The organism is Stenotrophomonas sp. SMYL41 (genome assembly GCF_036319965.1).
Lineage (GTDB): Bacteria > Pseudomonadota > Gammaproteobacteria > Xanthomonadales > Xanthomonadaceae > Stenotrophomonas > Stenotrophomonas maltophilia_R.
Genome location: NZ_JAWIRX010000003.1, coordinates 99431 through 125769, shown reverse-complemented (window position 1 = coordinate 125769; position 26339 = coordinate 99431). Strand labels below are relative to the sequence as shown.

The 26339-nt window shown below is 67.2% G+C and carries 23 protein-coding genes and 1 pseudogene; 16 read left to right on the top strand and 8 right to left on the bottom strand.

All coding sequences use genetic code 11. From position 1 onward, the window contains the following. Positions 1-31 precede the first annotated feature (31 nt). Both V3B30_RS04680 and V3B30_RS04675 read left to right on the top strand, forming a co-directional pair. Positions 32-2227, top strand: a complete 2196-nt coding sequence (locus V3B30_RS04680; protein ID WP_262082628.1) for a hypothetical protein — start codon at positions 32-34, stop codon at positions 2225-2227. A gap of 72 nt (positions 2228-2299) precedes the next feature. Further along, entirely contained in the window at positions 2300-2785 is a 486-nt protein-coding gene (locus tag V3B30_RS04675; protein ID WP_262082629.1) for a TspO/MBR family protein, read from the top strand. A gap of 16 nt (positions 2786-2801) precedes the next feature. On the opposite strand, the gene V3B30_RS04670 is transcribed toward V3B30_RS04675, so the two are convergent. Next, entirely contained in the window at positions 2802-3095 is a 294-nt protein-coding gene (locus V3B30_RS04670) for a hypothetical protein (RefSeq protein ID WP_100472276.1), read from the bottom strand. Between the two features lie 250 nt (positions 3096-3345). Between V3B30_RS04670 and V3B30_RS04665 the strand changes: the two genes are divergently transcribed. The 3 genes and pseudogenes from V3B30_RS04665 (at position 3346) to V3B30_RS04655 (ending at position 8332) form a co-directional block, all read left to right on the top strand. Further along, positions 3346-5583: an ATP-binding protein gene (locus V3B30_RS04665; RefSeq protein WP_262082630.1), complete on the top strand. Its 2238-nt coding sequence runs from the start codon at positions 3346-3348 to the stop codon at positions 5581-5583. Continuing rightward, positions 5580-5940, top strand: a pseudogene (locus V3B30_RS04660) (response regulator). The gene V3B30_RS04665 and the pseudogene V3B30_RS04660 overlap by 4 nt, the downstream one beginning before the upstream one ends. Further along, entirely contained in the window at positions 5933-8332 is a 2400-nt protein-coding gene (locus tag V3B30_RS04655; RefSeq protein ID WP_262082631.1) for a response regulator, read from the top strand. Before V3B30_RS04660 ends, V3B30_RS04655 begins: the two are co-directional and overlap by 8 nt. A gap of 2 nt (positions 8333-8334) precedes the next feature. On the opposite strand, the gene V3B30_RS04650 is transcribed toward V3B30_RS04655, so the two are convergent. Genes V3B30_RS04650 through V3B30_RS04640 form a run of 3 tightly spaced genes read right to left on the bottom strand, consistent with a single transcriptional unit; the run spans position 8335 to position 10332 of the window. Further along, entirely contained in the window at positions 8335-9036 is a 702-nt protein-coding gene (locus V3B30_RS04650; protein WP_262082632.1) for an oxidoreductase, read from the bottom strand. Between the two features lies 1 nt (position 9037). Beyond that, a complete protein-coding gene (locus V3B30_RS04645) occupies positions 9038-9712 on the bottom strand; it encodes a ChrR family anti-sigma-E factor (protein ID WP_262082633.1) in 675 nt (224 codons plus the stop codon). Next, entirely contained in the window at positions 9709-10332 is a 624-nt protein-coding gene (locus V3B30_RS04640) for a sigma-70 family RNA polymerase sigma factor (protein ID WP_100472269.1), read from the bottom strand. Before V3B30_RS04640 ends, V3B30_RS04645 begins: the two co-directional genes overlap by 4 nt. 132 nt (positions 10333-10464) lie before the next feature. Between V3B30_RS04640 and V3B30_RS04635 the strand changes: the two genes are divergently transcribed. The 11 genes from V3B30_RS04635 (at position 10465) to V3B30_RS04585 (ending at position 21696) form a co-directional block, all read left to right on the top strand. After that, positions 10465-11232 carry a hypothetical protein gene (locus V3B30_RS04635; RefSeq protein ID WP_262082634.1) on the top strand — a complete coding sequence of 256 codons (768 nt, stop codon included), beginning with the start codon at positions 10465-10467 and terminating at the stop codon, positions 11230-11232. Between the two features lie 81 nt (positions 11233-11313). Next, on the top strand, positions 11314-12264 hold the full coding sequence (locus tag V3B30_RS04630) for an acyl-CoA desaturase (RefSeq protein WP_100472265.1): 951 nt from the start codon (positions 11314-11316) through the stop codon (positions 12262-12264). A 1-nt stretch (position 12265) separates the two neighbouring features. Continuing rightward, a complete protein-coding gene (locus tag V3B30_RS04625; RefSeq protein ID WP_262082635.1) occupies positions 12266-13543 on the top strand; it encodes an FAD-dependent oxidoreductase in 1278 nt (425 codons plus the stop codon). Beyond that, the gene (locus V3B30_RS04620) at positions 13540-14307 is read left to right on the top strand and encodes a DUF1365 domain-containing protein (RefSeq protein WP_262082636.1); all 768 of its coding nucleotides are present in this window, start codon (positions 13540-13542) and stop codon (positions 14305-14307) included. The genes V3B30_RS04625 and V3B30_RS04620 overlap by 4 nt, the downstream gene beginning before the upstream one ends. Further along, the gene (locus V3B30_RS04615; protein ID WP_262082637.1) at positions 14304-15563 is read left to right on the top strand and encodes a cyclopropane-fatty-acyl-phospholipid synthase family protein; all 1260 of its coding nucleotides are present in this window, start codon (positions 14304-14306) and stop codon (positions 15561-15563) included. Before V3B30_RS04620 ends, V3B30_RS04615 begins: the two co-directional genes overlap by 4 nt. A gap of 1 nt (position 15564) precedes the next feature. Then, positions 15565-16110 (top strand): DUF2878 domain-containing protein, encoded by a 546-nt coding sequence (locus tag V3B30_RS04610; RefSeq protein ID WP_262082639.1) that lies wholly within the window; start codon positions 15565-15567, stop codon positions 16108-16110. Continuing rightward, positions 16107-16892, top strand: a complete 786-nt coding sequence (locus V3B30_RS04605; protein ID WP_262082640.1) for a DUF1295 domain-containing protein — start codon at positions 16107-16109, stop codon at positions 16890-16892. Before V3B30_RS04610 ends, V3B30_RS04605 begins: the two co-directional genes overlap by 4 nt. Then, complete coding sequence (locus V3B30_RS04600; protein WP_262082641.1) at positions 16889-17962, top strand: cyclopropane-fatty-acyl-phospholipid synthase family protein; 1074 nt, start codon at positions 16889-16891, stop codon at positions 17960-17962. The genes V3B30_RS04605 and V3B30_RS04600 overlap by 4 nt, the downstream gene beginning before the upstream one ends. Positions 17963-17970: 8 nt before the next feature. Further along, positions 17971-18504: a lipocalin family protein gene (locus V3B30_RS04595; RefSeq protein WP_262082642.1), complete on the top strand. Its 534-nt coding sequence runs from the start codon at positions 17971-17973 to the stop codon at positions 18502-18504. 241 nt (positions 18505-18745) lie between these two features. Next, complete coding sequence (locus tag V3B30_RS04590) at positions 18746-19372, top strand: response regulator transcription factor (protein ID WP_100475193.1); 627 nt, start codon at positions 18746-18748, stop codon at positions 19370-19372. Beyond that, complete coding sequence (locus tag V3B30_RS04585; RefSeq protein WP_262082643.1) at positions 19369-21696, top strand: ATP-binding protein; 2328 nt, start codon at positions 19369-19371, stop codon at positions 21694-21696. Before V3B30_RS04590 ends, V3B30_RS04585 begins: the two co-directional genes overlap by 4 nt. On the opposite strand, the gene V3B30_RS04580 is transcribed toward V3B30_RS04585, so the two are convergent. The 4 genes from V3B30_RS04580 to V3B30_RS04565 form a co-directional block, all read right to left on the bottom strand. After that, positions 21697-22452: a SapC family protein gene (locus V3B30_RS04580; protein ID WP_100472246.1), complete on the bottom strand. Its 756-nt coding sequence runs from the start codon at positions 22450-22452 to the stop codon at positions 21697-21699. 110 nt (positions 22453-22562) lie between these two features. Beyond that, complete coding sequence (locus tag V3B30_RS04575; RefSeq protein WP_005409616.1) at positions 22563-22835, bottom strand: hypothetical protein; 273 nt, start codon at positions 22833-22835, stop codon at positions 22563-22565. A 253-nt stretch (positions 22836-23088) separates the two neighbouring features. Further along, complete coding sequence (fusA, locus tag V3B30_RS04570) at positions 23089-25125, bottom strand: elongation factor G (RefSeq protein WP_262082644.1); 2037 nt, start codon at positions 25123-25125, stop codon at positions 23089-23091. A 415-nt stretch (positions 25126-25540) separates the two neighbouring features. Next, positions 25541-26245 carry a hypothetical protein gene (locus V3B30_RS04565; protein ID WP_262082681.1) on the bottom strand — a complete coding sequence of 235 codons (705 nt, stop codon included), beginning with the start codon at positions 26243-26245 and terminating at the stop codon, positions 25541-25543. Between the last annotated feature and the right edge of the window lie 94 nt (positions 26246-26339).

Below are 26339 nucleotides of genomic sequence, written 5' to 3'. Positions count from 1 at the left end.
GTTGAGCAAATTCCGGCCTCTAGAGCAGTACATGTCCCCCACTCCCGCGCGCACTCCACACCGGTTCCGCCGATGGCGCGTCGCTGGTTACCTCCTGCTGGGCGTGTACGTTCTCTACCTGCTGGCCGGCAACATCTTCCTCAATACCCCGCTGTTCGACCAGGTCACCAACCGCAAGCCGCACAAGTTCGTGATGACGACCGGCCCGGCCATCACGCTGCTGCCGGGCCATGTGATTGCCTGGAACGTGCACATGCGCGGCCACGTCAACCACACCGTCTACGTGCTGCATGCCGAGCGTGCCAGCGCCCGATTGGCCGTGCTGCCCCTGTTCCGCCGCGAAGTGCGGGTTCCCCGATTGCAGGCCAATGGCGTGTCTGCCGAGATCAGCCGCGTCGAGGAGGCCATTCCGTCGCCCCCGCGCAGCGACCAGGGCTGGAACCTGCGTTTCGACGCCATCCACAGCGACAGTATTCGCAGTACCCGGCTCGGCAAGCTGCTGATCATCGGCAAGGGCCAGGGCACGGTGGGGTTCCTCAAGCAACTGCGTGGCGGGCCGTCCGAGCTGTTCGATTCCGAGGTCTCGTTCAGCGCAGCAGACACCAGTTATGACGGCGTGCAGCTGCTGGGCGACATGGATCTGACCGCGCGCTTCAGCTATCCGCGCCACTATCGCGACCAGGCGCCCGGCCTGGCCAAGTTGAAGCTGCTGCATGCGCAACTTGAGGTGGATGCGCGCAGCCAGGGCCTGCGCATGGATACGGATGCAACATCGCCGAAGGTCTCCAGCGCGCCCGTGGCCGGACACCTGCAGCTGGCGCTCCACTTGATCGATGGCCAGCTGCAACCCGGTGACCACGCACTCTGGCAGGTACCGCTCTTCCTCGGCGATGGCGCGCCCGATCGCGGCGTGCTGGCCCTGCAGCTCAGTGTGGCCAACGACCTGCGCTTGCAGGCCCGCCTGCCGCCACGCCCGGATTCGGCCGCCGGCATCGATGCCGATCTGCACATCACCGGGCGCGAGATCCCGTTCCAGCACCCTGCCCAGCTGCTGGAGCGCAGCTCCGGTACCGTTCGAGGCGAATGGGCCTTCACCTCGCTCAACTGGATCCCTGCCCTGTTCGTGCGCAAGCCATGGCTGCAGCTCGATGGCGGTGGCACGCTGAAGGCGGATCTGCGCCTGCGCAATGGCGGACTGATCGAAGGCAGCACCGTGGACATTCCCTCGGCCGCAGCAGTGGCCGAAGTGGCCGGCGTGCGCCTGGCCGGTACCGCCAGCGCGCATGGCGAGCTGAAGGCAGGCAGCCCCAACCAGGCACAGCTGGCCATCCGGCTGCCCCGCTTCACCGCGCGGCCCAGCGATGCCCAGGACGTGCGGCTGTTCGACGGGCGCGACCTGGCCGTGGACCTCGCTGGCGATGGACGCCTGCAGGAACTGCGCAAGGGCGTTCGTGCGCGGCTGCGCTTCAGCCAAGCGACCATTCCGGACCTGGCCGCTTACAACCGCTACCTTGGCTCCCAACAGGTGCGCCTGCTGCGTGGCACCGGCAGCCTCAGCGGCGACGCCACGCTCGACACCGATGGCCGCGTCGGCCACGGCACCGCGCGGCTGCTGGGCCGCAATGCCAGCGCGAACGTTGCGGGCCTGGACTTGGGCGGCGATGTCGACGTGAATGCGACGCTTCGCCGCGGCGACTTCAACCAGCGCCATTTCGATCTGTCCGGCACCACCGTGGAGCTGCGCAATGTGCAGGTGGCGGGCACCGATTCCAACAGCGCGTGGAAAGGCCGTGCCGTGTTCAAGCGGGGCCGCATCGACGCGCAGTCCCCGTTCCAGGTGGACGCTACCACCGATCTGACCCTGAGCGATGCACGCCCCTTGCTGGCCGTGTTCGCCAAGCGCACCGACTATCCGCGCTGGACGCTGTCACTGCTCGACTCTGGCCAGGTCGATGCACAGGCCACGCTGCGCTGGCGTCCGGGCCATCTGCTGATCGACGGACTGGAGGCCGAGAATGATCGCCTGACGGTACGTGCGCGGCTGGATCTTCTGGAGCAGCGCAAGCGTGGCGATCTCTACCTGCGTTGGGGGCTGCTGGGCGCCGGCATCGAACTCAATGGCGACCAGCGCCAGTGGCATCTGGCCAAGGCGCGCGAATGGTTCGATCAGCAGCCATCGCTGCTGCCTGCCAGCCAGGGTGGCAGCGTCGGAGGCACTTCAGACTGATCGCACCCGGGCTGCATCCATGTGCCGCTTCTGTTCGTATGCACGGGTATAGGCATGACGGAGCGGTACGGAATGAAGCGGCGTTCACAGGCTTTGGGTCTTCTGGGATGGAGCATGGTCACTTTTGCGGCGGCGGGAGTCGGCGCGTGGGCATCCACATCCGCCGCCAACTTCTACGCTGCCCTCGCCCTGCCCGCCTGGGCACCGCCTGCCAGCGTGTTTGGCCCGGTATGGACCCTGCTCTACGCAATGATGGCCCTTGCGGCGTGGCTGGTCTGGCGCGAACGCGGCTGGCGTAACGCGCAACCGGCCCTGGTGCTCTATCTGCTGCAGTTGGCCGTCAATGCGCTATGGAGCTGGCTGTTCTTCGGCTGGAAGCTGGGCGCGCTGGCCTTCGTCGACATCCTGGTACTGATCACGCTGGTGTGCGCAACGATCGTTGCCTTCGCCCGCATCCACCGCGGTGCGGCAGTGATGTTGCTGCCTTACCTGGCCTGGATATCGTTCGCCTCTGCGCTCAACTTCGCGGTCTGGCGCGGCAATCCCGGGGTACTGTGACCCGGTATCGGCACTTTCAGGCCTGGGCGACGTGATGTGGCTGCCAGGTACGCAGCAACGCGGGTTTGAACGCCTGCTGGCCACAGCCTGTGGGGCACCGCACCACCCGCGCGGCGGTGTGGCTGACCAGGCCCTGCCCTTCCTCTGCCTTGAATACCGTTTCGCAGCACAGGCAGCGCGCAACCAGCGAGTACAGGTGGAGCAGGCGCCCACTGGCCGGATCCTGCAGGGCATCCACATCCAGCAGCTCAAACTGGCAGCTGTCGGCAAGCATGCGGTACGGCGTTGAAGGCAAGGTCTGCAGGTTCACGGGAGGTGGTCACTCAGGAATGTGCGTTCACCCTAGGCAAGTCGGTGTCGAGCGCGCGTGCAGCGCGCATGTACCTTTCGCGAAGCACGCAGGTGCTCCCGGATGCTCTGGATGAAGAATTCAGCTTCGAATGAAGCGCTCTTCACGCACGCGTACTGGTATGCGAATGCAGGATTTTGCGTCACCATCCACGGATACCGGGTGCAGCTGGGCCATTCCAGCCATCCACGAATCATGAGTCCAGCCCTTGATGCCTTCTGCCGAGCCCACGCACGACACCGCCCAGTCCCGTTGTGCGCGCGAACCGATCCACACGCCCGGTGCCATCCAGCCATACGGCGTGCTTCTGGTAGTGGAGCCACAGTCACTGCGGGTGCGCGAGCGCGCGATCAGCCAGCCGGGTCTGCTGCGGCAGTTCGGCGAACCCTTGTCGCAGCATGTCAGCGAGGTGCTGGGCGGCGTACTGGCGCCCTTCCAGGCGCTGTTCCAGCAGGCCACGGTCGGCAGCAGCGCCCATGTCGGCGCCGTGCACCTGGATGGCCACGGCCGCCATCAATTGCTGCTGCACCGCTCTGCCACGGATCTGCTGGTCGAGTTGGAGGCACCGGTTCCCGGCCAGCCGGGTTCGCTTGAAGAACTGTATCCGTCGATCCGCGAACTGATGACTGGCATCGAATCGGCCAGCACCGTGGAAGATCTGTGCCAGCTGGCGGCCGCGCACATGCGCCGGCTGACCGGCTTCGATCGCACCCTGGTCTACCAGTTCGATGCCGGCTGGAACGGTATCGTGGTCGCCGAGGATGGCAACGGCCTGTTGCCGTCCTACCTGGACCTGCGCTTTCCCGAATCGGACATCCCGGCCCAGGCCCGCGAGCTGTACCGGAGCAACCGGGTACGCCTGATCGCGGACAACAACTACACCCCTGCCCCACTGATGCGCAGCGAGGAGTATCGCGATGCACCGGCCACCGACCTGAGCCTGGCCGTGCTGCGCAGCGTTTCGCCGGTGCACCTGCAGTACATGCGCAACATGGGCACCGGCGCGTCGATGTCGGTCTCGCTGGTGCATGAGGGCCAGCTGTGGGGCCTGGTGTCCTGCCACACGGTGCAGCCGCGCCGCCTGCCCTACCACGTGCGCACCGCCTGTGAGTTCATGGGCCAGATCCTGTCGCTGCAGATCGCGCTGAAGGAGCGTGCACGCGCCATCGAAGAGCGCGTGGCGCGCCGCTCGGTGCTGGTCAAGCTGCTTGCACGCATGGCCGGCGACGAGGATTTCATGGCTGCGCTGCGCCACGATGAAGCCAGCCTGCTGTCGCTGACCGGCGCGGCAGGGGCCGCCATCGTGCACAAGGGCGACTGCATGCGTGTGGGCCAGTGCCCGCCCGCAACCGACGTGTTGGCCCTGGCCGATTGGCTGGCCGCACAGCAGGCCGGGCAGGAAACGTACTGCAGTGACCATCTGGCAGCCGACTGGGCGCCCGGTGCGCGCCTGTCCGACGTGGCCAGCGGCGTACTGGCGGTGTCCATCTCGCAGCTGCACGACAGCTACCTGATGTGGTTCCGACCGGAGGTGGTGCGTACCGTGCGCTGGGGCGGCGATCCACGCAAGACCGAAGCACCCGAGGTGGCACTTTCGCCGCGCAGCTCCTTCGAGGCCTGGAAGGAAATCGTCCAGCAGCGCAGCCTTCCGTGGAACGACGCCGACCGCGATGCCGCCCTAGAGATGCGCACCGCCATCGTCGACATCGTGCTGCGCAAGGCCGAGGAAATGGCCGAGCTCAACGAACAGCTGGTCCGCAGCAACAAGGAACTCGAAGCGTTTTCCTATTCGGTCAGCCACGACCTGCGCGCGCCCTTCCGCCACATTGTCGGTTACTCGGAGCTGCTGGGCAGCTCGGCCGGCGAACGCCTCAACGACACCGAGCGCCGCTTCCTGGATACGATCGTGGAGTCTGCCAAATCTGCCGGAACGCTGGTGGATGACCTGCTCAGCTTCTCGCAGATGGGCCGTTCCACGCTCGGCCGGGTGCGACTGGACATGGCCGCACTGGCCGAAGATGTCCGCAGGAGCCTGGCCTTGGACTACAGCGGCCGCGACGTACAGTGGAGTCTGGCACCGCTGCCGGAGGTCGAGGCCGACCCGACGATGCTGCGCCTGGTCTGGCAGAACCTGCTGGCCAACGCGATCAAGTTCACCCGCGAGCGCGAGCAGGCAGTGATAGAGATCGGTCACGAGCGCAACGTCGACGAAGACCATTTCTTCGTACGCGACAACGGCTGCGGCTTCGACATGCGCTATGTCGACAAGCTGTTCGGCGTATTCCAGCGCCTGCATCACGTCGAGGAATTCGAAGGCACCGGCATCGGCCTGGCCAACGTGCGCCGCATCATCGGCCGCCATGGCGGCCGCACCTGGGCCGAGGGCGAGCCAGGCAAGGGCGCCACGATCCATTTCACCCTACCCCGTTCCACAGGAGATCACCCATGAGGGACCTGCGGCCGATCCTCTTGGTAGAGGACAGCCCCAAGGATGCAGAGCTGACGCTGGCGGCGCTGTCGCGTTGCCAGTTGCTGAACGATGTCATCCATGTACGTGACGGCGCCGAAGCGCTAGCAGGTCCGTGGCGATTCGAACCTGAGCAGCACGCCGGTGGTGATGCTGACCTCCTCCCGCGAAGAGCAGGATCTGGTGCGCAGTTACGAACTGGGCGTCAACGCATTCGTGGTCAAGCCGGTGGACTTCAAGGAGTTCTTCGACGCCATCCAGGGCCTGGGCATGTTCTGGGGCATCACCAACCAGCCACCGCCGCATCGCCCCAACGGCTCGGGGCAGCACAATGCGTGATGGATCGCGCCGCAGCGAGCGCCTGCGCATCCTCATGCTTGAGGACAGTGCGCTTGATGCGGAGTTGATCAGCGCACAACTGCAGCGGGCTGGCCTCGACTTCGAGGCCGAGCGCCTGTGGACCCGCAATGCCTTCATCGAGGCGATCGGGAATCGCGCCTTCGATGTCATCCTGGCCGATCACGTGCTGCCCGGATTCGACGGCGACGCTGCCCTTGCGTTGGCGCGCGAGCGGATCCCGCAGACGCCCTTCATCTTCGTCTCCGGTACGCTCACCGAGGAGCTGGCGGTACAGGCGCTGACCCGCGGCGCACGCGATTACGTGGTCAAGCAGCGCCTGCAGCGCCTGCCGGATGCGATCCGCCGCGCCCGCCAGGAGGAGCACGAGCGCACCCAGCTGGCCCACGCGCAGGCCGCACTGAATGACAGCCAGGCCCAGCTGCAGCAGGTGACCGATGCTGTACCGGCATTGATCGCCCAGCTCGACAAGGAGCATCGCTACCGCTTCGCCAACAAGGCCTTCCTGGACTGGCACGGCGTCAGCCTGGCCGAACTGCTGGGCCGTTCGGCGCGCGATGTCAGCGGCATTTCCGCCTTCGAACATGCCCTGCCCAGCATCGAACGGGTGCTGCAGGGTGAGCGCACCCGCTTCCAGGTGGAACTGGCCCACCGCAGCGGCGAGTCACGCTTCGTGCAGATGGACTGCGTGCCGGAGCGAGGCGCCGACGGCGCCGTGGTCGGCTACATCTGCCTGGGCAGCGACGTCTCCGGGCTGAAGCAGGCCGAGCTCGCCCTGCGCGAAGACAACCAGCTGCTCGAACGGCAGGTCCAGGCGCGCACCGCCGAACTGCGGGCGAGCAAACGACGGTTGCAGGCCATCTTCGAATCCAGCTTCCAGCATCAGGTGCTGCTGGACCTGGAGGGCTGCGTGGTCGATGCCAATGTTGCATCGTTGGCTGCCGTACTGGCTGACAAGCCCGGCGTGGTAGGGCAGCGCTATGGGCAATCGTTGTGGTTCAGCACCAGCGGCGACGTTGGCACCCTGGTGGACCTGGCCGTTGCCGATGCCGCGAAGGGGCAAAGCTCGCTGCATGCACTGGAACTGGAGCTGCCCACCGGCCGCCGCAGCTACGATTTTTCGTTCCGTCCGCTATTGGATGCCGAAGGCGCAGTGACGGCGGTGGTGTCGGAGGCAGTGGAAACCACGGCCCGGCTGCAGGCCGAGCATGCACTGCGCCAGTCACAGAAGATCGAAGCGGTGGGCCAGCTCACCGGCGGCATCGCCCACGATTTCAACAACATCCTGACCGTGATTTCCGGCAACGTCGAACACGCCATGCTGCTCAGCGAGCGCGCCGGCGAGCCGGGCGCCATGGTCAGCCGTGCGCTGGACAACGCCCTCAAGGGTGTGGGCCGTGCCGCCAGCCTGACCCAGCGCCTGCTGGCATTTGCCCGGCGTCAACCGTTGCACAGCCAGGCCGCCAACCTCAACGACCGGCTGCTGGACATGCATGACATGCTGCAGCGTGCTCTGGGCGAGCTGGTGCAGCTGGAAATCCGCGCCGCCGAGGACGTCTGGTGCGTCGAGATCGACGTCAGCCAGCTGGAAGCCTCGGTGCTCAACCTGGCCGTCAACGCCCGCGATGCCATGCCCCACGGCGGCCGGCTGGTGATCGAAGTCGACAACAGCCATCTCGACCACGACTACGCCGCCTTGTTCCCCGACGCTGCGCCTGGCGAATACGTGATGCTGCGGGTCCGCGACAACGGCCACGGCATGGACGCGGCCACCCTCGCGCGCGTGTTCGAGCCGTTCTTCACCACCAAGCAGGTTGGCCGCGGCACCGGCCTGGGCCTGTCGATGGTGCATGGCTTCGTCAAGCAGTCCGGCGGCCATGTGCTGATTGACTCGGTGGAAGGCGGCGGCACCAGCATCACCATGATGTTCCCGCGTTCGACGCTGGCCCTGCCCTGCGAGGCAAGCGCACCGCAGACCGGCCTGGCGGGTTACTCGCCACGCGAGGAAACCATCCTGGTGGCCGAGGACAATGATGATGTGCGTGCGCACACCGTCGATGCCCTGCGCCTGCTGGGCTATCGCGTGCTGGAAGCACACGACGGCCCCTCCGCGCTGCGCCTGCTGGAACGCCCCGACACCAAGGTGGACCTGCTGTTTTCGGACGTGGTGATGCCCGGCATGTCGGGCTGGGAGCTGGTGCGCGAAGTGCGGGAACGCTGGCCGGAAGTCGCCGTGCTGTTCACTTCGGGCTATCCACGCGACCACGACGCAGTCGGCAGCCAAGGCCGGGCAGCCGCCCTGCTGCCCAAGCCGTTCACCCGCAGCGACCTGGCCCAGGCGGTACGTGCCGCGCTGGAGGGTGCCACGCACTGAGGTCAGGCAACCGGGTCGCGCTGGTCCGCTGCGATCCGGTTGATGTCCGCGCACTCCACCGTGGCCGGCGGGTGCTCCCTGCCGGCCAGCGCAATCATCGCCTGGCCCAGCGCCAGGTTGCTGGTCACCAGCGACGGCGCAATCGCGCCCGCCAGTTTCATCAAGGGCGCGCCACCCCAGTACAGCGGCTTCAACAGGCCGTGACGGGTGCCGGTGCCTTCCACAGGGCGCACGCCACCCGGACGCAGCATGACCGTGCGGACCGGCAGTTCCTGCAGTGCCCGCTCGGTCTCGCCCTTCACCCGCAATGGCATCACCCGGCTTCGCGCATCCGCGCCGGCGCCAGATACATAGAGGAAACACCCCTGCGGATTCGCCGTGGCCCAGGCGCGGGCGACGGCCAGGGTGGTGTCCAGCGTCACCCGCCGGTACTCGGCCTCGGCGGTGCCCACCGGCGGAGCGCCGGCGCAGTAGAAGCATGCATCGAACCCGGCCAGGTCCTCCACCCGATCCTGGATATGCAGAAAGTCCGGCACGATCAGCTCGCTGCCGCTACCGGCGAGGCTGCCCGGGTGCCGGACCAGTGCGGTCAGACTGGCGACCCGGGGCGAGCGCTGGCAGGCCAGGGCCACACCCTGCCCCACCAGCCCCGCGGCACCGGTCAACAGAACCCGTAGCGCACCGGTTGCCATCGCCGTACTCATCCTAGAGCTTCACGAAACGCTGGATCTTCCGTGCCAGCCAGCCGCTGAACACCAGCGGTGCATCCAACGCCGATACACAGATGCAGGGAACGCCAGGTGCGGTGACTGGTTGGTGTTCCACATCCTCATCCAGGTCCGCCACGTCGCCCGGTGCGAACAGCCCCAGCGCGTCGTTGTAGGAACCGCGCAGGATCTGGGTCAGCTCGCTGCGGCCGTGGCTGTGCATGGGCAGGCACTTGCCCGGGGCGATCTTCAGCATGATCAGCGAGGGCATCTGCTCGGCACGGATGCAGTGCACCCCCGGCGCCATCCAGCGCCAGCGCAACCCACTGAGCGAGGCGCCGAAATAGGGGTGCAGCGAGGCAGGCAGATGATCCGGATCGGCCTCGGGCCGCTCCTTCGGCACGGGACGCGCGGCGCCGGCCACGGCAAGCGGCGTTTCCGCCGCCAGCTGCATCAGCATGGCCTCGCGCAGCCGCTCGCGGCGCCGATCGGGCGTGGCTGGCTGCGTCTGCTCCAGCAATGCGGAGCCGATCGCCTCGGCCTCGCGCAGGCGCTGGCGGCACTGCGGGCACTGCTCCAGGTGGGCGCCGGCCACGATGCTCAACGGCGCCGGCAGCGCGCCGGCGGCATAGCTCATCAAGGTGGATTCATGCAGGTGGTGATGCGGATTCACAGCGCACCTCCCACTTTCGACTGCAGCTGCAGGAACGCCCGCCTCAGGTGTGACTTGACCGTCCCGAGCGGCATGCCCAGCGCCTCGGCAATCTCGCTGTGGCTCTTGGCTTCGAAATAGGACATCCGCACCAGCCGCGCCTGCACCGCAGGCAGCTCGTTGATGCGCTGGCGAAGGCGCGCCTGGTCGGCGAACTGCTCGGCGCTGCTGCGCTCAACCACGTCCAGTGTTGCCGCATCTTCCACCGCTGCCTGTACCTGCATCCAGCTGCGTTCGCGCCGCACGCGGTCGATATGCAGGTTGCGCGCGATGCGGTACAGCCAGGTACTCAGTGCCCCCTGCGCAGGATCGAAGTCAGCCGCACGCAGCCATAGCCGCAACAGGCTCTCCTGCGCCAGCTCCTCGGCCACCGCGTCAGGCACGCCCAGGCCACGCAGGTACACGCACAACCGCGGCATGAAATGGTCGTAGATCCGCATGAAGCAGTCGCGATCGCGCAGCCGCGCCACGCCGTCCATGTCACCGGCCCAGTTCGTCGGCTCGCTGCTCGGCTGCTGGGAACTGGACACGGTGCGTGCGGTATCGAAGTTGAGGAGAGTGCTGGCGGCGTCAGGGTACATCTGCGTTCGCGGCGGGCGGGTGAAGGTCTGTCCTCTGTACGCGCGGGGGCAGCAATTGGATGCAGGTTACCCAACGCATCCAACCAGCCGCTCCCGGCGTATGACCAGAGCCCGCCCTTACGGATGAACACCATGCGCACCGCCTGGCTGCTGCTGTGCCTGCCCCATGCCGCGCTGGCGGCCCCCTGGCTGCGAAGCGAGGGCGTGGCCACCTCCGCACAGGGCGACATCCTCTACCGTGAAGTGCACTGGCAGCGCGAGGCAACGGAGGGCGCCGAGCGCTGGGTGCTGTACCAGTGTCCGGATGGCAAGACCTTCGCCCGCAAGCATCTGCCGGCAAGCGCCCGGCCGCAGGCACGGGGCTACTTGCTCGAGGACCGCCGCAGTGGCCAGAAGGCCGAGGTGGAGGCCGCCGGCGATTCGGTGTCGATCTCCTGGCAGGAAGATGCCGCCAGCCAGCTGCGTCAGCGCCGGCTTGAACTGCCGCCGGACGCGGTGATAGATGCAGGATTCGACGCGGCGGTGCGCCTGCACTGGCCGGCACTGCTGCGGGGCGAGCGCATCACGCTGCCATTCCTGGTGCCGGCGCGCCAGCGCTACTTCCCGGTGCAGGTGCGGCGCACCGGCCCTGTTCGCTGGCAGGACGTCGATGCCCAGGCCATCGAGGTGAGTGTGGACACCTGGTACGGCGGCATCGCGCCGCGCCTGGCCCTGGTCTACGCCACTGCCGACCGCCGCCTGCTGGAGTTCCGCGGCACCAGCAACCTGCGCGATGCGCGCGGCAGCTACCCACAGGTGATCGTTCGCTTCAACTCTCCGCCCGTCGGGCGATCAGCAAGCGACTGGCAGCAGGCGTGGGCGCAACCCCTGGCGGAGCGCTGCGTCGTGACGCCCAGGTGAAGTCGAAATTCAATGCGCCGTGGCGCATCCAATACGCATCCTGCTGCGTACAGGAGGTCACGACACCCGCCGAGATCCGCCATGGCCTCTGTAGCGCCCCTCCCCCGTCGACGCTGGCGCCTGCTGCGCACGCTGCAGCGCTGGTTCGATACCGGCAACGCCGCAGACGCCAGCGGCGAACGGCCGGGCCGCATCGACTGGGTCCGCGCCGTGCCGTTCGCACTGATGCACCTGGCCTGCATCGCGGTGCTCTGGGTGGGCATCTCGTGGACAGCGGTGATCGTCGCCGCAGCGCTTTATGCGGTGCGCATGTTCGCCATCACCGCGTTCTACCACCGCTACTTCTCGCACCGCACCTTCCAGGCATCGCGGCCCGTGCAGTTCGTGTTCGCGGTGATCGGCGCCTCCAGCGTGCAGCGCGGGCCGCTCTGGTGGGCCGCCCACCATCGCCACCATCACCGTCACGCCGACCAGCCGCTGGACCCGCACTCCCCCCGTGAAGGCGGCTTCTGGCGCAGCCACATGGGCTGGTTCCTGACCCACGAGGCCTTTGCCACCGATCTGTCGCGGGTACCGGACCTGGCACGCTTCCCGGAACTGCGCTGGCTGGACCGCTTCGATACGGCTGTGCCGGTACTGCTGGCCGCAGCGCTGTATGCACTGGGCGCCGGGCTGGAGCGCTGGGCGCCGGGCCTGCACACCTCCGGCCCGCAACTGCTGGTATGGGGCTTCTTCATCTCCACCATCGTGCTGTTCCACGCCACGGTCACCATCAATTCGCTGGCCCATCGCTTCGGCCGCCGCCGCTTCGAGACCCGCGATGACAGCCGCAACAACCTCTGGCTGGCGCTGCTCACCTTCGGCGAAGGCTGGCACAACAACCACCACTTCTTCCCGGGCACCGTCCGCCAGGGCTTCCGCTGGTGGGAAGTGGACCTGACCTGGTACGGGCTGCGCGCGATGGCGGCGCTGGGGCTGGTCAAAGGGCTCAAGCCCATTCCCGAGTGGGTGCTGGCCAAGGCGAGGTACTGACATGCGCATCGCGATCATCGGTTCGGGCATCGCGGGGCTGGCCAGCGCCTGGTGGCTGGACGGCGAACACGACGTCACGCTGTTCGAGGCCAACGACTATCTGGGAGGCCACACCCACACCCACGACGTGCAGGTGGATGGCATGCGCATGGCGGTGGACACCGGGTTCATCGTGTTCAATCCCCAGCACTATCCGCTGCTGACCGCGCTGTTCGACGAGCTGGGCGTAGCCTCGCAGCCGACCACGATGAGCTTCTCGATGCACAGCGAGCGCAGCGGCGTGGAGTACAACGCCACCTCGCTGGATGGCCTGTTCTGCCAGCGCCGCAACCTGGTATCGCCGCGGTTCTGGGGCATGCTGGCCGACCTGCGCCGGTTCTACCGCGATGCCCCCCTGTTGCTGGCAGAAGACGCGGGTCCAACGCTGGGGCAGTACCTGCGCAGCCAGCGCTACGGCGATGCCTTCATCGACGAGCACCTGTTGCCGATGGCCTCCGCGTTGTGGTCGTCACCGACGGCCACGGTGGTGGATTTCCCGGCCCGCTATCTGGCCCAGTTCATGGCCAACCACCAGATGCTGCAGATGACCGGGCGCGCACCGTGGCGGGTGGTGAGCGGTGGATCGGCGCGCTATGTCGATGCCCTGCGCGCCCGCTGGCGGGTGCATGAGCGGCTGGAGTGCCCGGTGCAGTCGGTCGAGCGCATGCCCTGGGGCGCTCGCGTGCACAGCGCGGCCGGCGTGGAAGGCTTCGATGAGGTCATCCTGGCCTGCCACAGCGACCAGGCCCTGGCGCTGCTGCGTGACGCCGACCCCATCGAGCGCGAGGTGCTCGGCGCCATCCGCTACCAGGCCAATGAGGCGGTGCTGCACACCGATGCGTCATTGCTGCCGCGCAACCGCAAGGCGTGGGCGGCATGGAACGCCCACGTGCCCCGCGACCCTGCCGCGCCCTGCACGGTCAGCTACTGCATGAACCTGCTGCAGGGCCTGCCCGGCCGCACACCCCTGGTGGTAACGCTCAACCGCAGCGCGGCGATCGACCCGTCCCAGGTGCTGCGCACCCTGCACTATGCGCACCCGGTGCACGACCATGCCGCAGTGCGCGCGCAACAGCGCTGGGCCGAGCTGCAGGGCCGCCGCCACACCTGGTTCGCCGGCGCCTACTGGGGCTGGGGCTTCCATGAGGACGGCATCCGCAGCGCCCGCCGCGTGGTCGATGCACTGCGCACCTGCGAACCGCACCGTGTCATGGCCGCTCCCGGCGAGGTGGCCGCATGAGCGCCAGTGCGCTCTACTTCGGGCAGGTGATGCACCGCAGGCATCTTCCACACCCGCATGCATTCCGCTATCCGATCGCACAGCTGCTGCTCGACCTGGATGAGCTCGACAGCGTGTTCACCGGGCGCTGGCTGTGGTCGGTCAATCGCCGCAACCTGGCCGAGTTCCGTCGCAGCGATTACTTCGGCGATCCCGCCCGGCCTTTGGCCGATGCGGTGCGCGACCACGCTGCAACCTCCCTCGGCTACCGGCCGACCGGCCCGGTCCGCCTGCTTACCCATCTCCGCTTCGCCGGGCACGTGTTCAACCCGGTCAGTTTCTACTACTGCTACCGGGCCGATGGCAGCACGCTGGACTGCATCGTCGCCGAGATCACCAATACGCCCTGGAAGGAACGGCACGCCTACGTGCTGCCAGTCGCGACGGCCACGCACGAAGGCACCTCGCTGCGCTGGCAGTTCGACAAATGCTTCCATGTCTCGCCCTTCATGCCGATGGATTGCCACTACGACTGGCGGTTCAGCCGCCCCGATGAGGGCCTGCGCGTGCACATGCAGGTCTGGCGCGACGGCGGGCGCCAGTTTGATGCCACCCAGGTCATGCAACGGCGCGCCCTGGATGGTCGCGGGCTGGCCCGCGTCCTCGCCTGCTATCCACTGATGACCACCCAGGTGGTGGCCGCCATCCACTGGCACGCGCTGCGGCTGTGGCTGAAACGCAATCCCGTGCACGACCACCCCACCCTTGCCGAGAAACCGCGATGAACTCGATGACTCCTTCGGTCGCGCTGCCGCGCCCCGGCGCATTGGATGCCTTCCTGCGCCGCCGCCTGCTGGCCCAGCTCGCCCCGATGCGCGATGGCCGCCTGTGCGTGCGCGACGCGCTGGGCGAAGTCTGGCTGGGCGATGCCCGCGGCGAACTGCATGTCACCGTCACCATCGAAGACCCGGCGTTCTATCGCAAGGTGGCGGCACAGGGCAGCGTCGGCGCGGGTGAAAGCTTCATCCACGGCGAGTGGCACTGCGATGACCTGGTCGCCCTGATACGGCTACTGGTGCGCAATCGCGATCTGCTCGACAGCATGGAACACGGGCCGGCGCGCGTGGGAGGCTGGCTACTGCGCGGCTGGAACCGCCTGCGACGCAACAGCCGTGAAGGCAGCCGCCGCAACATTGCCGCGCACTATGACCTCGGCAACGATTTCTTCGCCCTGTTCCTGTCGCCGGACCTGATGTATTCCTCGGCCTTGTTCGCCAGCGAAAGCGAACCGCTGGAGTCCGCTTCGCGGCGCAAGCTGGACCACATCTGCCAGCAGCTGCAGCTCAAGCCAGGCGACCGCGTGGTCGAAATCGGCACCGGCTGGGGTGGCTTCGCGGTACATGCCGCCCAGTACTACGGCTGCCATATCACCACCACCACCATCTCTGCCGAGCAGCATGCGCTGGCCACCCAGCGCGTGCGGGATGCAGGGCTGCAGGACCAGGTCACGCTACTGATGCAGGACTACCGCGACCTGCAGGGCCAGTTCGACAAGCTGGTATCGATCGAGATGATCGAGGCCATCGGCGCCGAGTACCTGGACACCTACATGGCTACGCTGCAACGCCTGCTCAAGCCGGATGGCGTTGCCCTGCTGCAGGCCATCACCATCGAGGACCATCGCTACGAACAGGCCCGGCGCAGCGTCGACTACATCAAGCGCTATGTGTTTCCGGGCAGCTTCATTCCGTCGATCAACGCGATCATGGCGGCCAAGACGCGATCCTGTGACCTGCAGCTGGTCGCCCAGCAGGATTTCGGCCACTCCTACGCACTGACCCTGCGCGCCTGGCGCCAACGCTTCCTTGCCCAGCTGCCCGCTGTGCAGGCACAGGGCTTTGATACGCGTTTCTGCCGGATGTGGGAGTTCTACCTGGCCTATTGCGAGGGCGGCTTCCTGGAGCGTTCGATCGGCGTTTCGCATCTGCTGCTGGCGCGCCCGGGGCATCGTCCCGTTGGCGCATCGGGTCAAGGCGGCTGAGATGCGCCGGTTCTGGGCCAATCTGCTTGGCAACCAGCTGGTCTGGCTGTGCGCCGTTGCCGGCGCCGGGCGCGGCTGGCAATGGCCAGCGCTGCTGGCAGCGTCGCTCTACATCGGCAGCCAGCTGCTGACCTCGCCGCAACCTCGGCTGGATCTTCGGCTGATGCTGTTGGCGCTGGCCTGCGCGTGGCTGGTCGACGCCAGTGCCGCCGCCAGCAGCACCGTGCGCTACGCTGCCGCCCCACTGGATTGGGCACCGCCCCCCTGGATCATGGCGTTATGGGCCGCGTTTGCGATGACGCTGACCACTTCGATGCGCTTCCTGCTGCGCCACCTTGCCCTGCCAGCCGCGTTCGGCCTGCTGCTGGCCCCGCTGGCCTATCTCTCCGCAGCGCGCGGTTTCGATGCGGTTCGATTCACTGCGCCGCTGTGGCAGGGCCTGCTGGTGCTGGGGGTGGGCTGGGCCATCGCGCTTTCGCTGCTGTGCACGGCCGCTCGTCGCGGTTCCCGCACCATCCCGCCACCCTTGGCCGGAGCACCGTCATGATCACTCTGTTGTGGGTCCTGCTGTATGCCGTGCTGGTGATGAGCTGGGGCTGGGCCTGGCAGCGCCGCCACCGCAACATCGGCGTGGTCGATGTGCTCTGGGCCAAGGGCGTGGGCGCTTCGGCCCTGTTGCTGGCGCTGCTCGGCGAGGGTGCGGCGGCGCCACGGATCGCGCTGAGCGTGCTCGGTGGCCTATGGGGCAGCCGACTCGCCCTGCACCTGTGGCACCGGGTCCGTCACGAACAGGAGGACGGCCGCTACCGTTATCTGCGCGAGCACTGGCAGGGGCATCAAGGCAGGATCTTCGGCTTCTTCATGGCCCAGGCGCTGCTGGTCGTGCTGTTCGCCCTGCCCTTCGTCGCGGTGGCTGCCAATCCGCAGGCAAGCATGACGCTGTGGATCGTGGCCGCCGCACTCGTCTGGCTGCTGAGCGTCGGTGGCGAGAGCCTGGCCGACCATCAGCTGGCCAGGTTCCGCGCGAATCCAGCGAACAAGGGCCGCACCTGCCGCGACGGGCTCTGGCGCTACTCCCGCCACCCCAACTACTTCTTCGAGTGGCTGCATTGGTTCAGCTATGTCCTGCTCGCGGTCGGCTCGCCACTGTGGTGGCTGGCGTGGGCCGGCCCGCTGCTGATGTACGTGTTCCTGCGCTACCTGAGCGGCATCCCGTTCACCGAGAAGCAGGCACTGCGCAGCCGCGGCGACGATTACCGCGCCTACCAGCGCAGCACGCCGATGTTCTTCCCCTGGTTTCCCCGTTCTTCCAAGGAGTATTCCGCATGAGCGCGATCCCGTCACTGACCCCGGCCGACGACGCGGAAACCGGGCTGATCGCCTGGGCCGAACGCGGGCTGGTTCCCGATGCGGCACTGCGGGCCGGCATCCGTCGCCTGTGCGCGCAACGCCTGCACGAGGAAATGCTGGGCGGCATCGAGGCACAGTCCGCGCGCTTCGACCGTCGCATCGCAGAACTGGCCGGCAGCCCACTCGCGCTGCATACCGACGCGGCAAACCGCCAGCACTACGAAGTTCCCGCGGCCTTCTTCCAGGCCTGCCTGGGCAAGCGGCTGAAGTACAGCAGCTGCTACTACCCCACCGGGCGCGAAACGCTGGACCAGGCCGAGGACGCCATGCTGGAACTGTACGGCCAGCGCGCCGGACTGGCCGATGGCCAGCACATTCTCGAACTGGGCTGTGGTTGGGGTTCGCTGACCCTGTGGATGGCCGAGCGCTACCCCACCGCTGCGATCACGGCGGTGTCCAATTCGCACAGCCAGCGCCAGCACATCATGGCGCAATGCCAGGCCCGGGGCCTGCACAACGTCGAGGTGCTGACCCGCGACGTCAACCAGCTCGAGTTGCCCGGCGCACGCTTCGACCGCTGTGTCTCGGTGGAAATGTTCGAACATGTGCGCAACTACGAACGGCTGCTCGCGCGCATCAGCCAGTGGCTGAAGCCCGACGGCGCGCTGTTCGTGCACATCTTCGCCCATCGCACGCTGATGTACCCGTTCGAGACCGAGGGTGGCGACAACTGGATGGGGCGTCACTTCTTCACCGGCGGACTGATGCCTGCCGCCGACACCCTGCTGCATTTCCAGCGCGACCTGCGGCTCGATCAACGCTGGCTGCTGGACGGCACCCACTACCAGCGCACCGCCGACCACTGGCTGGCCAACCAGGATGCAGCCCGCGAGAAGGTGATGCCGGTTCTGGTCGCAACCTACGGCCAGGCCGCGGCGAAGCTCTGGTGGCAGCGCTGGCGCATGTTCTGGATGGCATGCGCCGAGTTGTTCGGCTACGACGACGGCCAGCAGTGGCTGGTCGCCCACTATCTCTTCCGCCCCCGTTGAGGTGTGACATGCGCATGCGCTCGCTGCTTCCCCTGCTGGCATTGAGCCTGTTTGGTTCCGGCTGCAGTTCCAGCGATACCCGTCCCCTGCCTCGCCCTCCATCAGTGGACGTGCCACGCTTCATGGGCGACTGGTATGTGATCGCCCACATACCGTCGTGGCCGGAGCGCGAGGCCTTCGACGCGGTGGAGAGCTACACATTGAAGCCGGACGGGCGCATCCAGACGACCTTCACCTATCGCAAGGGCAGTTTCGACGCCCCGCAGAAGTCGATGCACCCGGTGGGACGGGTCGAGAAACAGGGCAATGGCGCGATCTGGGGCATGCAGTTCATCTGGCCGATCCAGGCCGAGTATGTGATTGCCTGGCTGGACGACCACTATGGGCAGACCATTGTCGCGCGCAGCAAGCGCGACTATGTGTGGTACATGGCGCGCACGCCACAGGTGTCCGAGAGCGACTACCAGCAGGCCGTGCAACGCATCGCGGCCATGGGCTACGACACCGGCAAGCTGAGGCGCGTACCGCAGTCGGTGCGATAGATCGCGGCAGCCGCCCGCGCCCGCCCCGGCGTGACGCGTCACATTAATATCTCTTCAAAGGGTATCGGTAGCCGGCGACTTTCGACCTGACGATACGCCCGACCCATGGATCAGCCCCTATCGATGGAGGGCATCCATCGATCTTTAGGAATAGTCGTAAAATCGCAACGAATTCGATGTTCGACGCGACAGCAGCGCCAGAATGACGGCCACGCCCATGGGCGCTGACCACCTCCCGCGCATGAATGGATTTCCTGCACCGCGTCGGCTTCGCCTGGCGCTCCTGGATGACCACGAAGTCGTCCGTCGCGGCACCGCCCTCCACCTTTCAGGCGACCTCCGGTTCGACATCGTCGCCAGCCATGGCTGCAGCGCCGATCTGCTCAGCAGCCTGCAGGGCACGCACGTTGACGTGGCCATCATCGATCTCACGCTTGCCCGTGGCGACCTGGGCGGCATCGAGCTGGTTGCGCGGCTGTGCCGGGAGTTCCCGCGCACGCCGTTGCTGGCCTTCGCCACACCCTCGCCCACCACCAACCTCAACCGCCTGATCGATGCCGGGCTCAGCGGATTCGTCAGCAAGGCCGAGCCACTTCCTGCACTGTCCGATGCCATCGTGCGCGTTTCGCAGGGCCTGACCCGGGTTCCACCGGACGTCAGGCTGGCCGGCGATCGCGGTGAGCTCAGCCGCAACGAGCGCGAGGTGCTGGGCCTGCTGCTGGAAGGCCTGACCGTCTCCGAGATCGCCCTGCGCCGGCATCGCAGCATCAAGACCGTCAGCACACAGAAGGTCGCCGTGCTGCGCAAGCTGGGATTGCGCAGCGATGTGGAAATCTACGCACTGCGCGAGCGACTGGAGACCCCGTGAGGCACCACCCGCCGCTGCGCCGTCGCTTCCTGCCCACGGGGTTGCTGGTGCTCCTTCTCCTGCCCGCTGCGTCGGCCGAAGATATCCGGTCGCCACGCTGGCTACCGGGTAGCAGCGTGCGGGTCGCCACGGCGCCTTCCCTGCGGCCGCTGCCCGCAGCATTGGCCGATGCCTCATCACCGCCAACGCTGGCCCATGGCTACGCCAGCCTGGTGGCCCGGCATGCCCAACTCAGCTTCCTGGAACGGCCCTATCCGACCACCGCCGCGTCGATCCTCGCGGTGTGCCATCACGAGGCCGATCTGGTCATGGTCTTTGGCGGGGCGAGACACCAGTCGCTCCCCTGCCCCGACCTTGCCGCGTCCCGCCGCTTTCGCGGCGGCGCCACCCTGCTGGCCGGGCGCACGGGCGAATGGCTGCCACGGGAGATGCGCGAACTCGACGGACGGGTCGTCGCCGTGGTTGAAGGCGGGCCCTACGCCGGTTGGCTGCGCGCACATCATCCACAGATCCGGCTGCAGCAACTGCCCAACCGGTATGCGGCATTGAAGGCGGTCGAATCCGGCCTGGCGGACGCGGCGATTGGCCTGGAGCCCACACTGCGCCCCCTGGTTCGACGCCATTTCAATGGCAGCCTGCGCCTGCAGTCGTTCGACAGCAGCTTCTCCACGGACCTCTACCTGCTCGTCCGCCACGAAGACCGGCAGTTGCTGGAGCGCATCCAACAGGCATTGCGGGAGATCACGCTGGAGGAGCATGCGGGCCTGCTTCGACTCTGGGCTGGACAGACCTTGCCTGCGGCCGCGGGGAATGCACTGGACTGGATGCAGGCGTCGCCCCCGCGCGGGTGGCTGCTGCTGGCCCCGCTGCTGATCGCCCTGCCGCTGCTGTGGCGCGCAACCGGCCACCTGCGGGCACGCGGTGACCGAAGCGGCGCACATGCCATCGGGGTGATCAGTCACGAGATGCGCAACTCGGCGCAGGCCGTGCTGGCCTCGATCGAACTGCTTGGACAATCGACACTACCGAAGGGCGAGCGCGATCTGCTCGCCGCTGCCAGCACGGCCAGCCACGCCCTGCGCAGCCTGTTGAATCGTGCACTGGACTTTTCGCGGCTCGCCAGCGGCGCGTTCAAGCCGCATCCGCAACCCTGCGATGCAGCACAGCTGTGCCGGCAGGCACTGGAGGCGATCCGGCCAGAGGCCCGGCGGAAAGGCCTGCAGCTGCATTTCGATGCCCGGAACGCATACCCGTCCTTCATCCTGGTGGACGCCGATGCGCTACGCCAGATTGCCAGCAATCTACTGGCCAACGCGGTGAAGTTCAGCGATATCGGCGGCGTCGAGCTGCGCCTGCAGCTGATGCCGGCGGCGCGGCCGCGGGAACTGCTGCTGGAGGTGATCGACAGCGGCATCGGCATTGCACCGGCGCAGGTGGCCGCCCTGTTCCAACCTTTCCAGCAAGGCAGCAGCGGGCACCAACGTGGCGGCAGTGGCCTGGGGCTTTCGATCGCGCGCGAGCTGGCCCGCGCCATGGGGGGCGACCTCACCGTGCACAGCGTGCTGGGCCGCGGCAGCCGCTTCATCCTGCGCCTGCCGGTGTCTCCTGCAAGTGCCAGCGCGGATGCCGAAGACCTGTGCGCTGGCGCCACGCCACTGGCCGGCCTGCATCTGCTGCTGGTGGAGGACCACGAGCTCAATCGCCACGTCATCGCCGAACAGCTGCGGCGCTGGGGTGCCGAGGTGTGCGCCGTGGAAGATGCGGCCAGTGCCCTGGCCGAACAGCTGCGCCAGCCCCGTCCCGCCGCATTGATCGACATTGGACTGCGTGGCATCGATGGTCACGCGCTGGCGCGCGAACTGCGTGGGCGCGCGGGGCAGTCCATCCGCCTGATCGCGTTGTCTGCCCGCACCGGGCGGCGTCATCGCGCACGCTGCCGCCGCTCGGGCTTCGACGCGGTACTCGCCAAGCCGCTGCGCGCCGCCCAACTGCTGCCTGCGCTCGGCACTGCGCGGCCGGATGGCCTGGACACTTCCGTGCAGTCGATTGAAATGGACGCGGCCTACATCGCCGACATCCGCGATGAGCTCGGCAACCTGGAGCGGGTTGTCGATCGTGCAGACGCATCGGCACTAAGCCATCACGCACACCGATTGCAGGGCACGCTGCAGATGCTGGGCCAATGCGGGCACGCGGCCATCGCGGCGGAGCTGGCCGATCTGGCGCATGACGCCGCGCCGGACTGGGCCGATGCACGACGCCTGCTGGACGTGCTGCTGGCCGGACAGGGCTCCCGCGCAGCGGGAACCCGGTCAGAGCCCTGATCAGGCGGCGAGGCGTTCGACCTGGCGGCGGGTCAGGTCGTTGAAGCGACCCAGCGACATCAGGTGCTGGTGGATCAATGCCAGCCAGCCGCTGCGGTGCCATTCGATCACGGTTGCTTCCGGCAGGGCAACGAACTTCTCGACGTCCACGACCAGGAAGCCGTTGAGGTTGAACTCGCGGCCATCGGGGGTACGCACAGTCGCATTGCGCTCGACCAGAAGGCCGTTGTCGATCAGCGCCTTGGAGAAGGCCTGGGTCTGTTCGTGCTCGCGGGTGTACTGGCCGCAGAACTCCAGCGCCTGCTGCACCATTTCGGTAGCCTTGCCGTCAACGAACAGCGGCTGGCCTTCTTCGCCGCCCTTGACCACGCGCGGGCTTTCCTCGTCGATGCCCAGCAGGAAGTCATTCTCCGCGCCGGTGTCGATGAAGATGAAGGGGTGGCGGCGCAGGTAGGCCGGGATGTAGGCCTCGTCTTCCCACAGGCCGTCCTTGATGAACAGGTTCTGGTCGGACACGCCCACGGCGGCCATCGGCACCGCGGTCGGGCCAGCGAACAGGATCGGGAAGTGGTGCAGGGCCAGCGAGAATTCGCCCAGTACCAGCGGGATGGCGTTGTTGCCAGCGGCGAATTCGAGCTTGCCCGGCAGGATGCGCAGATCGGCATGCACATCGGCCTGCAGCGGCACCGGACGGGTATAGAACAGGGGGGCGCCGCTCGGCGCCGCTTCGGTGGTGGTGTCGCTGGTGGTGGTCATCTTGGGAACCGTTCGATCATGCGCGCCTGCCATCCCGGGCACGCCAGCGGGAACAACCTGAATCCCGCATTATCAACAAGCTCGATGACAACGGCCACCCCACCGGCGAACTATTTCAGCTGCAGGGGGTAGCGCTGCCAGAGCACGTGGACCAGGAACCCGGCCAGCTCGGTGTCGCGCGCACTCACCGCGGCGCGGATCTTGTCCAGCAGCACCATGTCACTGCAGGAGCGCACGTCGGCATGGTTGGCCTGCCCCGCCCTGCGTGCACGGTAGCGCGCGGCCCGCTGCGCATCGCTCATCGCGTACCCGAACTTGGGCGGACGACCGCGCTTGCGCGGCAAGGTCAGCTCCAGGGTTCCGGGGTCTTTGTCATCACGCATGGGCAGGGTGCGGGCGGCGGCGAGCAACGGGGGGTGCGCAATTTATCGTGAGGCATCACTTTAATCCAGCTTTTTCTGCAGTTTTGTTGCGATGCAGTGCAAAAAGCGGACCCCCTGAGAACGGCATCCACGCGTTGCGTGGATCTGCTGCAGAGCCCGCAACCCGATCACCCGGTAGATCCGCGCCATGCGTGGATACGGGAACCGGCCGACACGAAAAAAGGGAGCCCGCGAACGGGCTCCCTCACCTTCTTCATGCCGCTCGAACCGGCTCGTAGCCGTGCAGATGCGCCTCGCTGCTGGCCCGCCCCTGGCTGAGCGAGCGCAGCGAGGTGGTGTAACCCACCAGCTGCGCCAGCGGCGCAAAGCCGTTGACCTCCGCACGACCGTCCTGGTCGTCGATGCGGGCAATGCGACCATGGCGACGGTTGAGGTCGCCGACCACATCACCCACCGATGCCGACGGCGAATGTACCGTCACCGCCATCACCGGCTCCAGCAGCTGCGTACCGCCCTCTGCCAGCGCGGCCTTGATCGCCTCGGCACCGGCGCGATGGAACGCCATCTCCGAGGAGTCCTTGGCATGGGTCTGGCCATCGACAAGACTGACCTCGATGCCCACCACCGGATGTCCCTGCGGGCCTTCCGACAGCGCGGCACGCACGCCCTTTTCCACCGCTGCAATGAAGCTGCGCGGCACCACGCCACCGACGATGCGGTCGTTGAACACCACCTGGCCATCCTCGCGCGGCGACACATCCAGCACCACATGCGCGAACTGGCCCTGGCCGCCGGTCTGCTTGACCAGCCGCCCGACCACGCCAGTCATCGCACGCATTGGCGTCTCCTGGTAGGCCACGCGCGGCGAACCCACGCCCACGTCGACCTTCCATTCGCTGCGCAGGCGTTCGACCATCACCTCCAGGTGCAGCTCGCCCATGCCCCAGACCAGGGTTTCCGCCGTGTCGCGATCGGTTTCGACGCGGAACGACGGGTCTTCCTGGGCCAGGCTGGCCAGGCCCTGCGCCATCCGGATCAGGTCGGCCGCACGTGCAGGCTCCAACCGCCAGGCCAGCACCGGCGCCTGTGCCTGGATGTTCTCCAGGCGCAGCGGCTGCGCACGGCTGCTCAGCGTTTCACCGCTGACCGCGTCCTTCCAGCCCAGCACCGCCACGATGTCACCGGCCACGGCCTGTTCGATGTCGTGGGTCTGGTCGGCCTGCACCCGCACCAGGCGGCTGACACGCCGCCCCTGCGGATGCTGCGAACTGGCCACGGCGTCGCCCACCTTCAAGGTGCCCGAGTACAGCCGCACGAAGCTCAGCGCGCCGTGCTGCTGATGGGTGATCTTGAACAGCAGGCCGGCCAGCGGACCGTCTGGATCCGGCGGCAACACCACGTCGCCATCTTCGCTTTCGGCGGTCACGGCAGGGCGATCCAGCGGCGAAGGCAGGTAATCGACCACCGCATCCAGCAGCGCCTCGATGCCCTTGTCCTTGAACGCGGCACCGGCCAGCACCGGCAAGCCCGCACCGGCCAGCGTCGCCCGGCGGATCGCCGCGCGCAGCAGTTCGGCATCGATCACGCGGCCTTCCAGCCAGGCATCGGCCAGCAGTTCGTCGTGGTCGGCCACGGCCTCCACCAGTGCGTCGCGGTGCGACTGCCACAGGGTGCGCGCCGCATCGTCCCACGGCGTGATCGTCGCCACGGCGGCGTCCTGCCACCGCAGCACGCGCTCATCGACCAGGTCGACCCATCCGTTGAAGCCGCTTTCGCTGCCCAGTGGCACACCGAGCGCCCACGGCCGCGCCTGCAGCTTGTCCTGCAGCTGCTCCAGCACGCGCTGGAACGAGGCACCAACGCGGTCCATCTTGTTGACGAACGCGATCAGCGGCACGCGGTGGCGCCGCGCCTGGCGCCACACGGTTTCCGACTGCGGCTGCACGCCATCCACCGCCGAGAATACGGCCACGGCACCGTCGAGCACGCGCAGCGAACGCTCGACTTCGATGGCGAAGTCGATGTGGCCCGGGGTGTCGATCAGGGTCAGCCGATGCGGCGGCAGGTCGCGCGGCGCCCACTGCGCCTGTACCGCGGCGGCGCCGATGGTGATGCCGCGCTCGCGCTCGATCGCCGAGAAATCGGTGGTCGCATTGCCATCGTGCACTTCGCCCACGCGATGGATCTCACCGCTTTTCCACAGCAGGCGTTCGGTCAGCGTGGTCTTGCCGGCGTCGATGTGGGCAATGATGCCAAGGTTGCGACGGCGGGAGAGGACTTGGGTGTTCATGAGAGAGGTTCCTGCAAAGCCAACTTCGGGGGCCGCACACCCCGGTTGGCGACAGGGTGCGCGGCTAGCGTTCGGTCTCGGCGATCTGGTGCATGGCACGTTCTCCTTGCGGTACATCGGCTTACGGGGAATGGAACTGCGGAAACGAAAAGAGCGCCCCGGAGGGCGCTCTGTAGAAGGTCCAGCGATGGCCGTCTCAACGGCCTCGTGGGGCTCCAGGCAGACACGCCCGTTCCGCGCTTGCGCGGGTCAGGGTGAAAAACTTCAGGAGCGGCATCCGGTTCATGGGGCGCATTCTAGACCTGCCAATCTGGCGCGCAAGTGAATATTGCGCACATAAATAGAACGATGAGGCCGACGGGCCACGGGGTCGGATCCCTTTGCCACGGGCAAAGGGCTCCGACCCCAGCTCAGCTCACTTGCACTCATGCAGCTTGCGGGCCTCAGCCACGGTCGCAGCCCGGTCGTCCCCCATCGAGGTCCATTCCTTCAACGACATCGCCGGATCCACCTGCGGCAGCCTCGGCCCCTCATGGACAACCACCTCGGTCCAGCTTCCCACCGGCGCCAGCTCGGACAGGCGTGCCGCCTGGTCGTCTTCGGTGCTGAACCTGTCGTCCGGGCTCGCCGGGGGCGTCGTGTTCACGGTCTCGGTCTTTCGGGAACGCACACGTATCGCGCCGCCCGGCATGCGTTGGGTGGTCACCTCGAAGCGCTCTACACCATAGGCCCACGGGCTTTCCCCCGCGCTACGGAGCTCGCTGCCATCGGCCGCCACAGCCAGTGATTCGCCCGATGCGGCGCCGACGGCAGTGATGGCCGCCAGGCTGGCCAACATGGCCTGGTAAGCGAACATCTGGCGCTGCTCTGCGGTCAACGCCACCGTTCTGCCCTCGGGAAATTTCAGATACACCGCACCCTCGCACAGTGTCAGCACCTGCTGGCCATCCCAGCTGAACTGCATCTCGCCACTGGCGTAATAGCGGGTGTTCATCAACGACACTGCGGCGCCATCGCCGGCGGAGCGGCGCGTCTCGATGAGGGATGCCCGCTCGGTGGCGTCACCCAGCGAAATGGACGTTGCTGGTGTAGCAGCTACACCACCGGCAACCGCGGTCATTGCGGCAACGAAGGCGCCGCGCAGGAAGAAACGCATCATCACATCAGTCCATTGAAGAGAACGAACCGCGCATGATACGTCGCCAGGCGGAGTA

Excerpts from the sequence above, each read along its gene's own strand:
- V3B30_RS04680 (WP_262082628.1), top strand. The coding sequence starts at position 32 with ATGTCCCCCACTCCCGCGCGCACTCCACACCGGTTCCGCCGATGGCGC.
- V3B30_RS04675 (WP_262082629.1), top strand. The coding sequence starts at position 2,300 with ATGAAGCGGCGTTCACAGGCTTTGGGTCTTCTGGGATGGAGCATGGTC.
- V3B30_RS04665 (WP_262082630.1), top strand. The coding sequence starts at position 3,346 with ATGCCTTCTGCCGAGCCCACGCACGACACCGCCCAGTCCCGTTGTGCG.
- V3B30_RS04655 (WP_262082631.1), top strand. The coding sequence starts at position 5,933 with ATGCGTGATGGATCGCGCCGCAGCGAGCGCCTGCGCATCCTCATGCTT.
- V3B30_RS04650 (WP_262082632.1), bottom strand. The coding sequence starts at position 9,036 with ATGAGTACGGCGATGGCAACCGGTGCGCTACGGGTTCTGTTGACCGGT.
- V3B30_RS04640 (WP_100472269.1), bottom strand. The coding sequence starts at position 10,332 with ATGTACCCTGACGCCGCCAGCACTCTCCTCAACTTCGATACCGCACGC.
- V3B30_RS04635 (WP_262082634.1), top strand. The coding sequence starts at position 10,465 with ATGCGCACCGCCTGGCTGCTGCTGTGCCTGCCCCATGCCGCGCTGGCG.
- V3B30_RS04630 (WP_100472265.1), top strand. The coding sequence starts at position 11,314 with ATGGCCTCTGTAGCGCCCCTCCCCCGTCGACGCTGGCGCCTGCTGCGC.
- V3B30_RS04625 (WP_262082635.1), top strand. The coding sequence starts at position 12,266 with ATGCGCATCGCGATCATCGGTTCGGGCATCGCGGGGCTGGCCAGCGCC.
- V3B30_RS04620 (WP_262082636.1), top strand. The coding sequence starts at position 13,540 with ATGAGCGCCAGTGCGCTCTACTTCGGGCAGGTGATGCACCGCAGGCAT.
- V3B30_RS04615 (WP_262082637.1), top strand. The coding sequence starts at position 14,304 with ATGAACTCGATGACTCCTTCGGTCGCGCTGCCGCGCCCCGGCGCATTG.
- V3B30_RS04610 (WP_262082639.1), top strand. The coding sequence starts at position 15,565 with ATGCGCCGGTTCTGGGCCAATCTGCTTGGCAACCAGCTGGTCTGGCTG.
- V3B30_RS04605 (WP_262082640.1), top strand. The coding sequence starts at position 16,107 with ATGATCACTCTGTTGTGGGTCCTGCTGTATGCCGTGCTGGTGATGAGC.
- V3B30_RS04600 (WP_262082641.1), top strand. The coding sequence starts at position 16,889 with ATGAGCGCGATCCCGTCACTGACCCCGGCCGACGACGCGGAAACCGGG.
- V3B30_RS04595 (WP_262082642.1), top strand. The coding sequence starts at position 17,971 with ATGCGCATGCGCTCGCTGCTTCCCCTGCTGGCATTGAGCCTGTTTGGT.
- V3B30_RS04590 (WP_100475193.1), top strand. The coding sequence starts at position 18,746 with ATGAATGGATTTCCTGCACCGCGTCGGCTTCGCCTGGCGCTCCTGGAT.
- V3B30_RS04580 (WP_100472246.1), bottom strand. The coding sequence starts at position 22,452 with ATGACCACCACCAGCGACACCACCACCGAAGCGGCGCCGAGCGGCGCC.
- V3B30_RS04575 (WP_005409616.1), bottom strand. The coding sequence starts at position 22,835 with ATGCGTGATGACAAAGACCCCGGAACCCTGGAGCTGACCTTGCCGCGC.
- fusA (WP_262082644.1), bottom strand. The coding sequence starts at position 25,125 with ATGAACACCCAAGTCCTCTCCCGCCGTCGCAACCTTGGCATCATTGCC.
- V3B30_RS04565 (WP_262082681.1), bottom strand. The coding sequence starts at position 26,245 with ATGACCGCGGTTGCCGGTGGTGTAGCTGCTACACCAGCAACGTCCATT.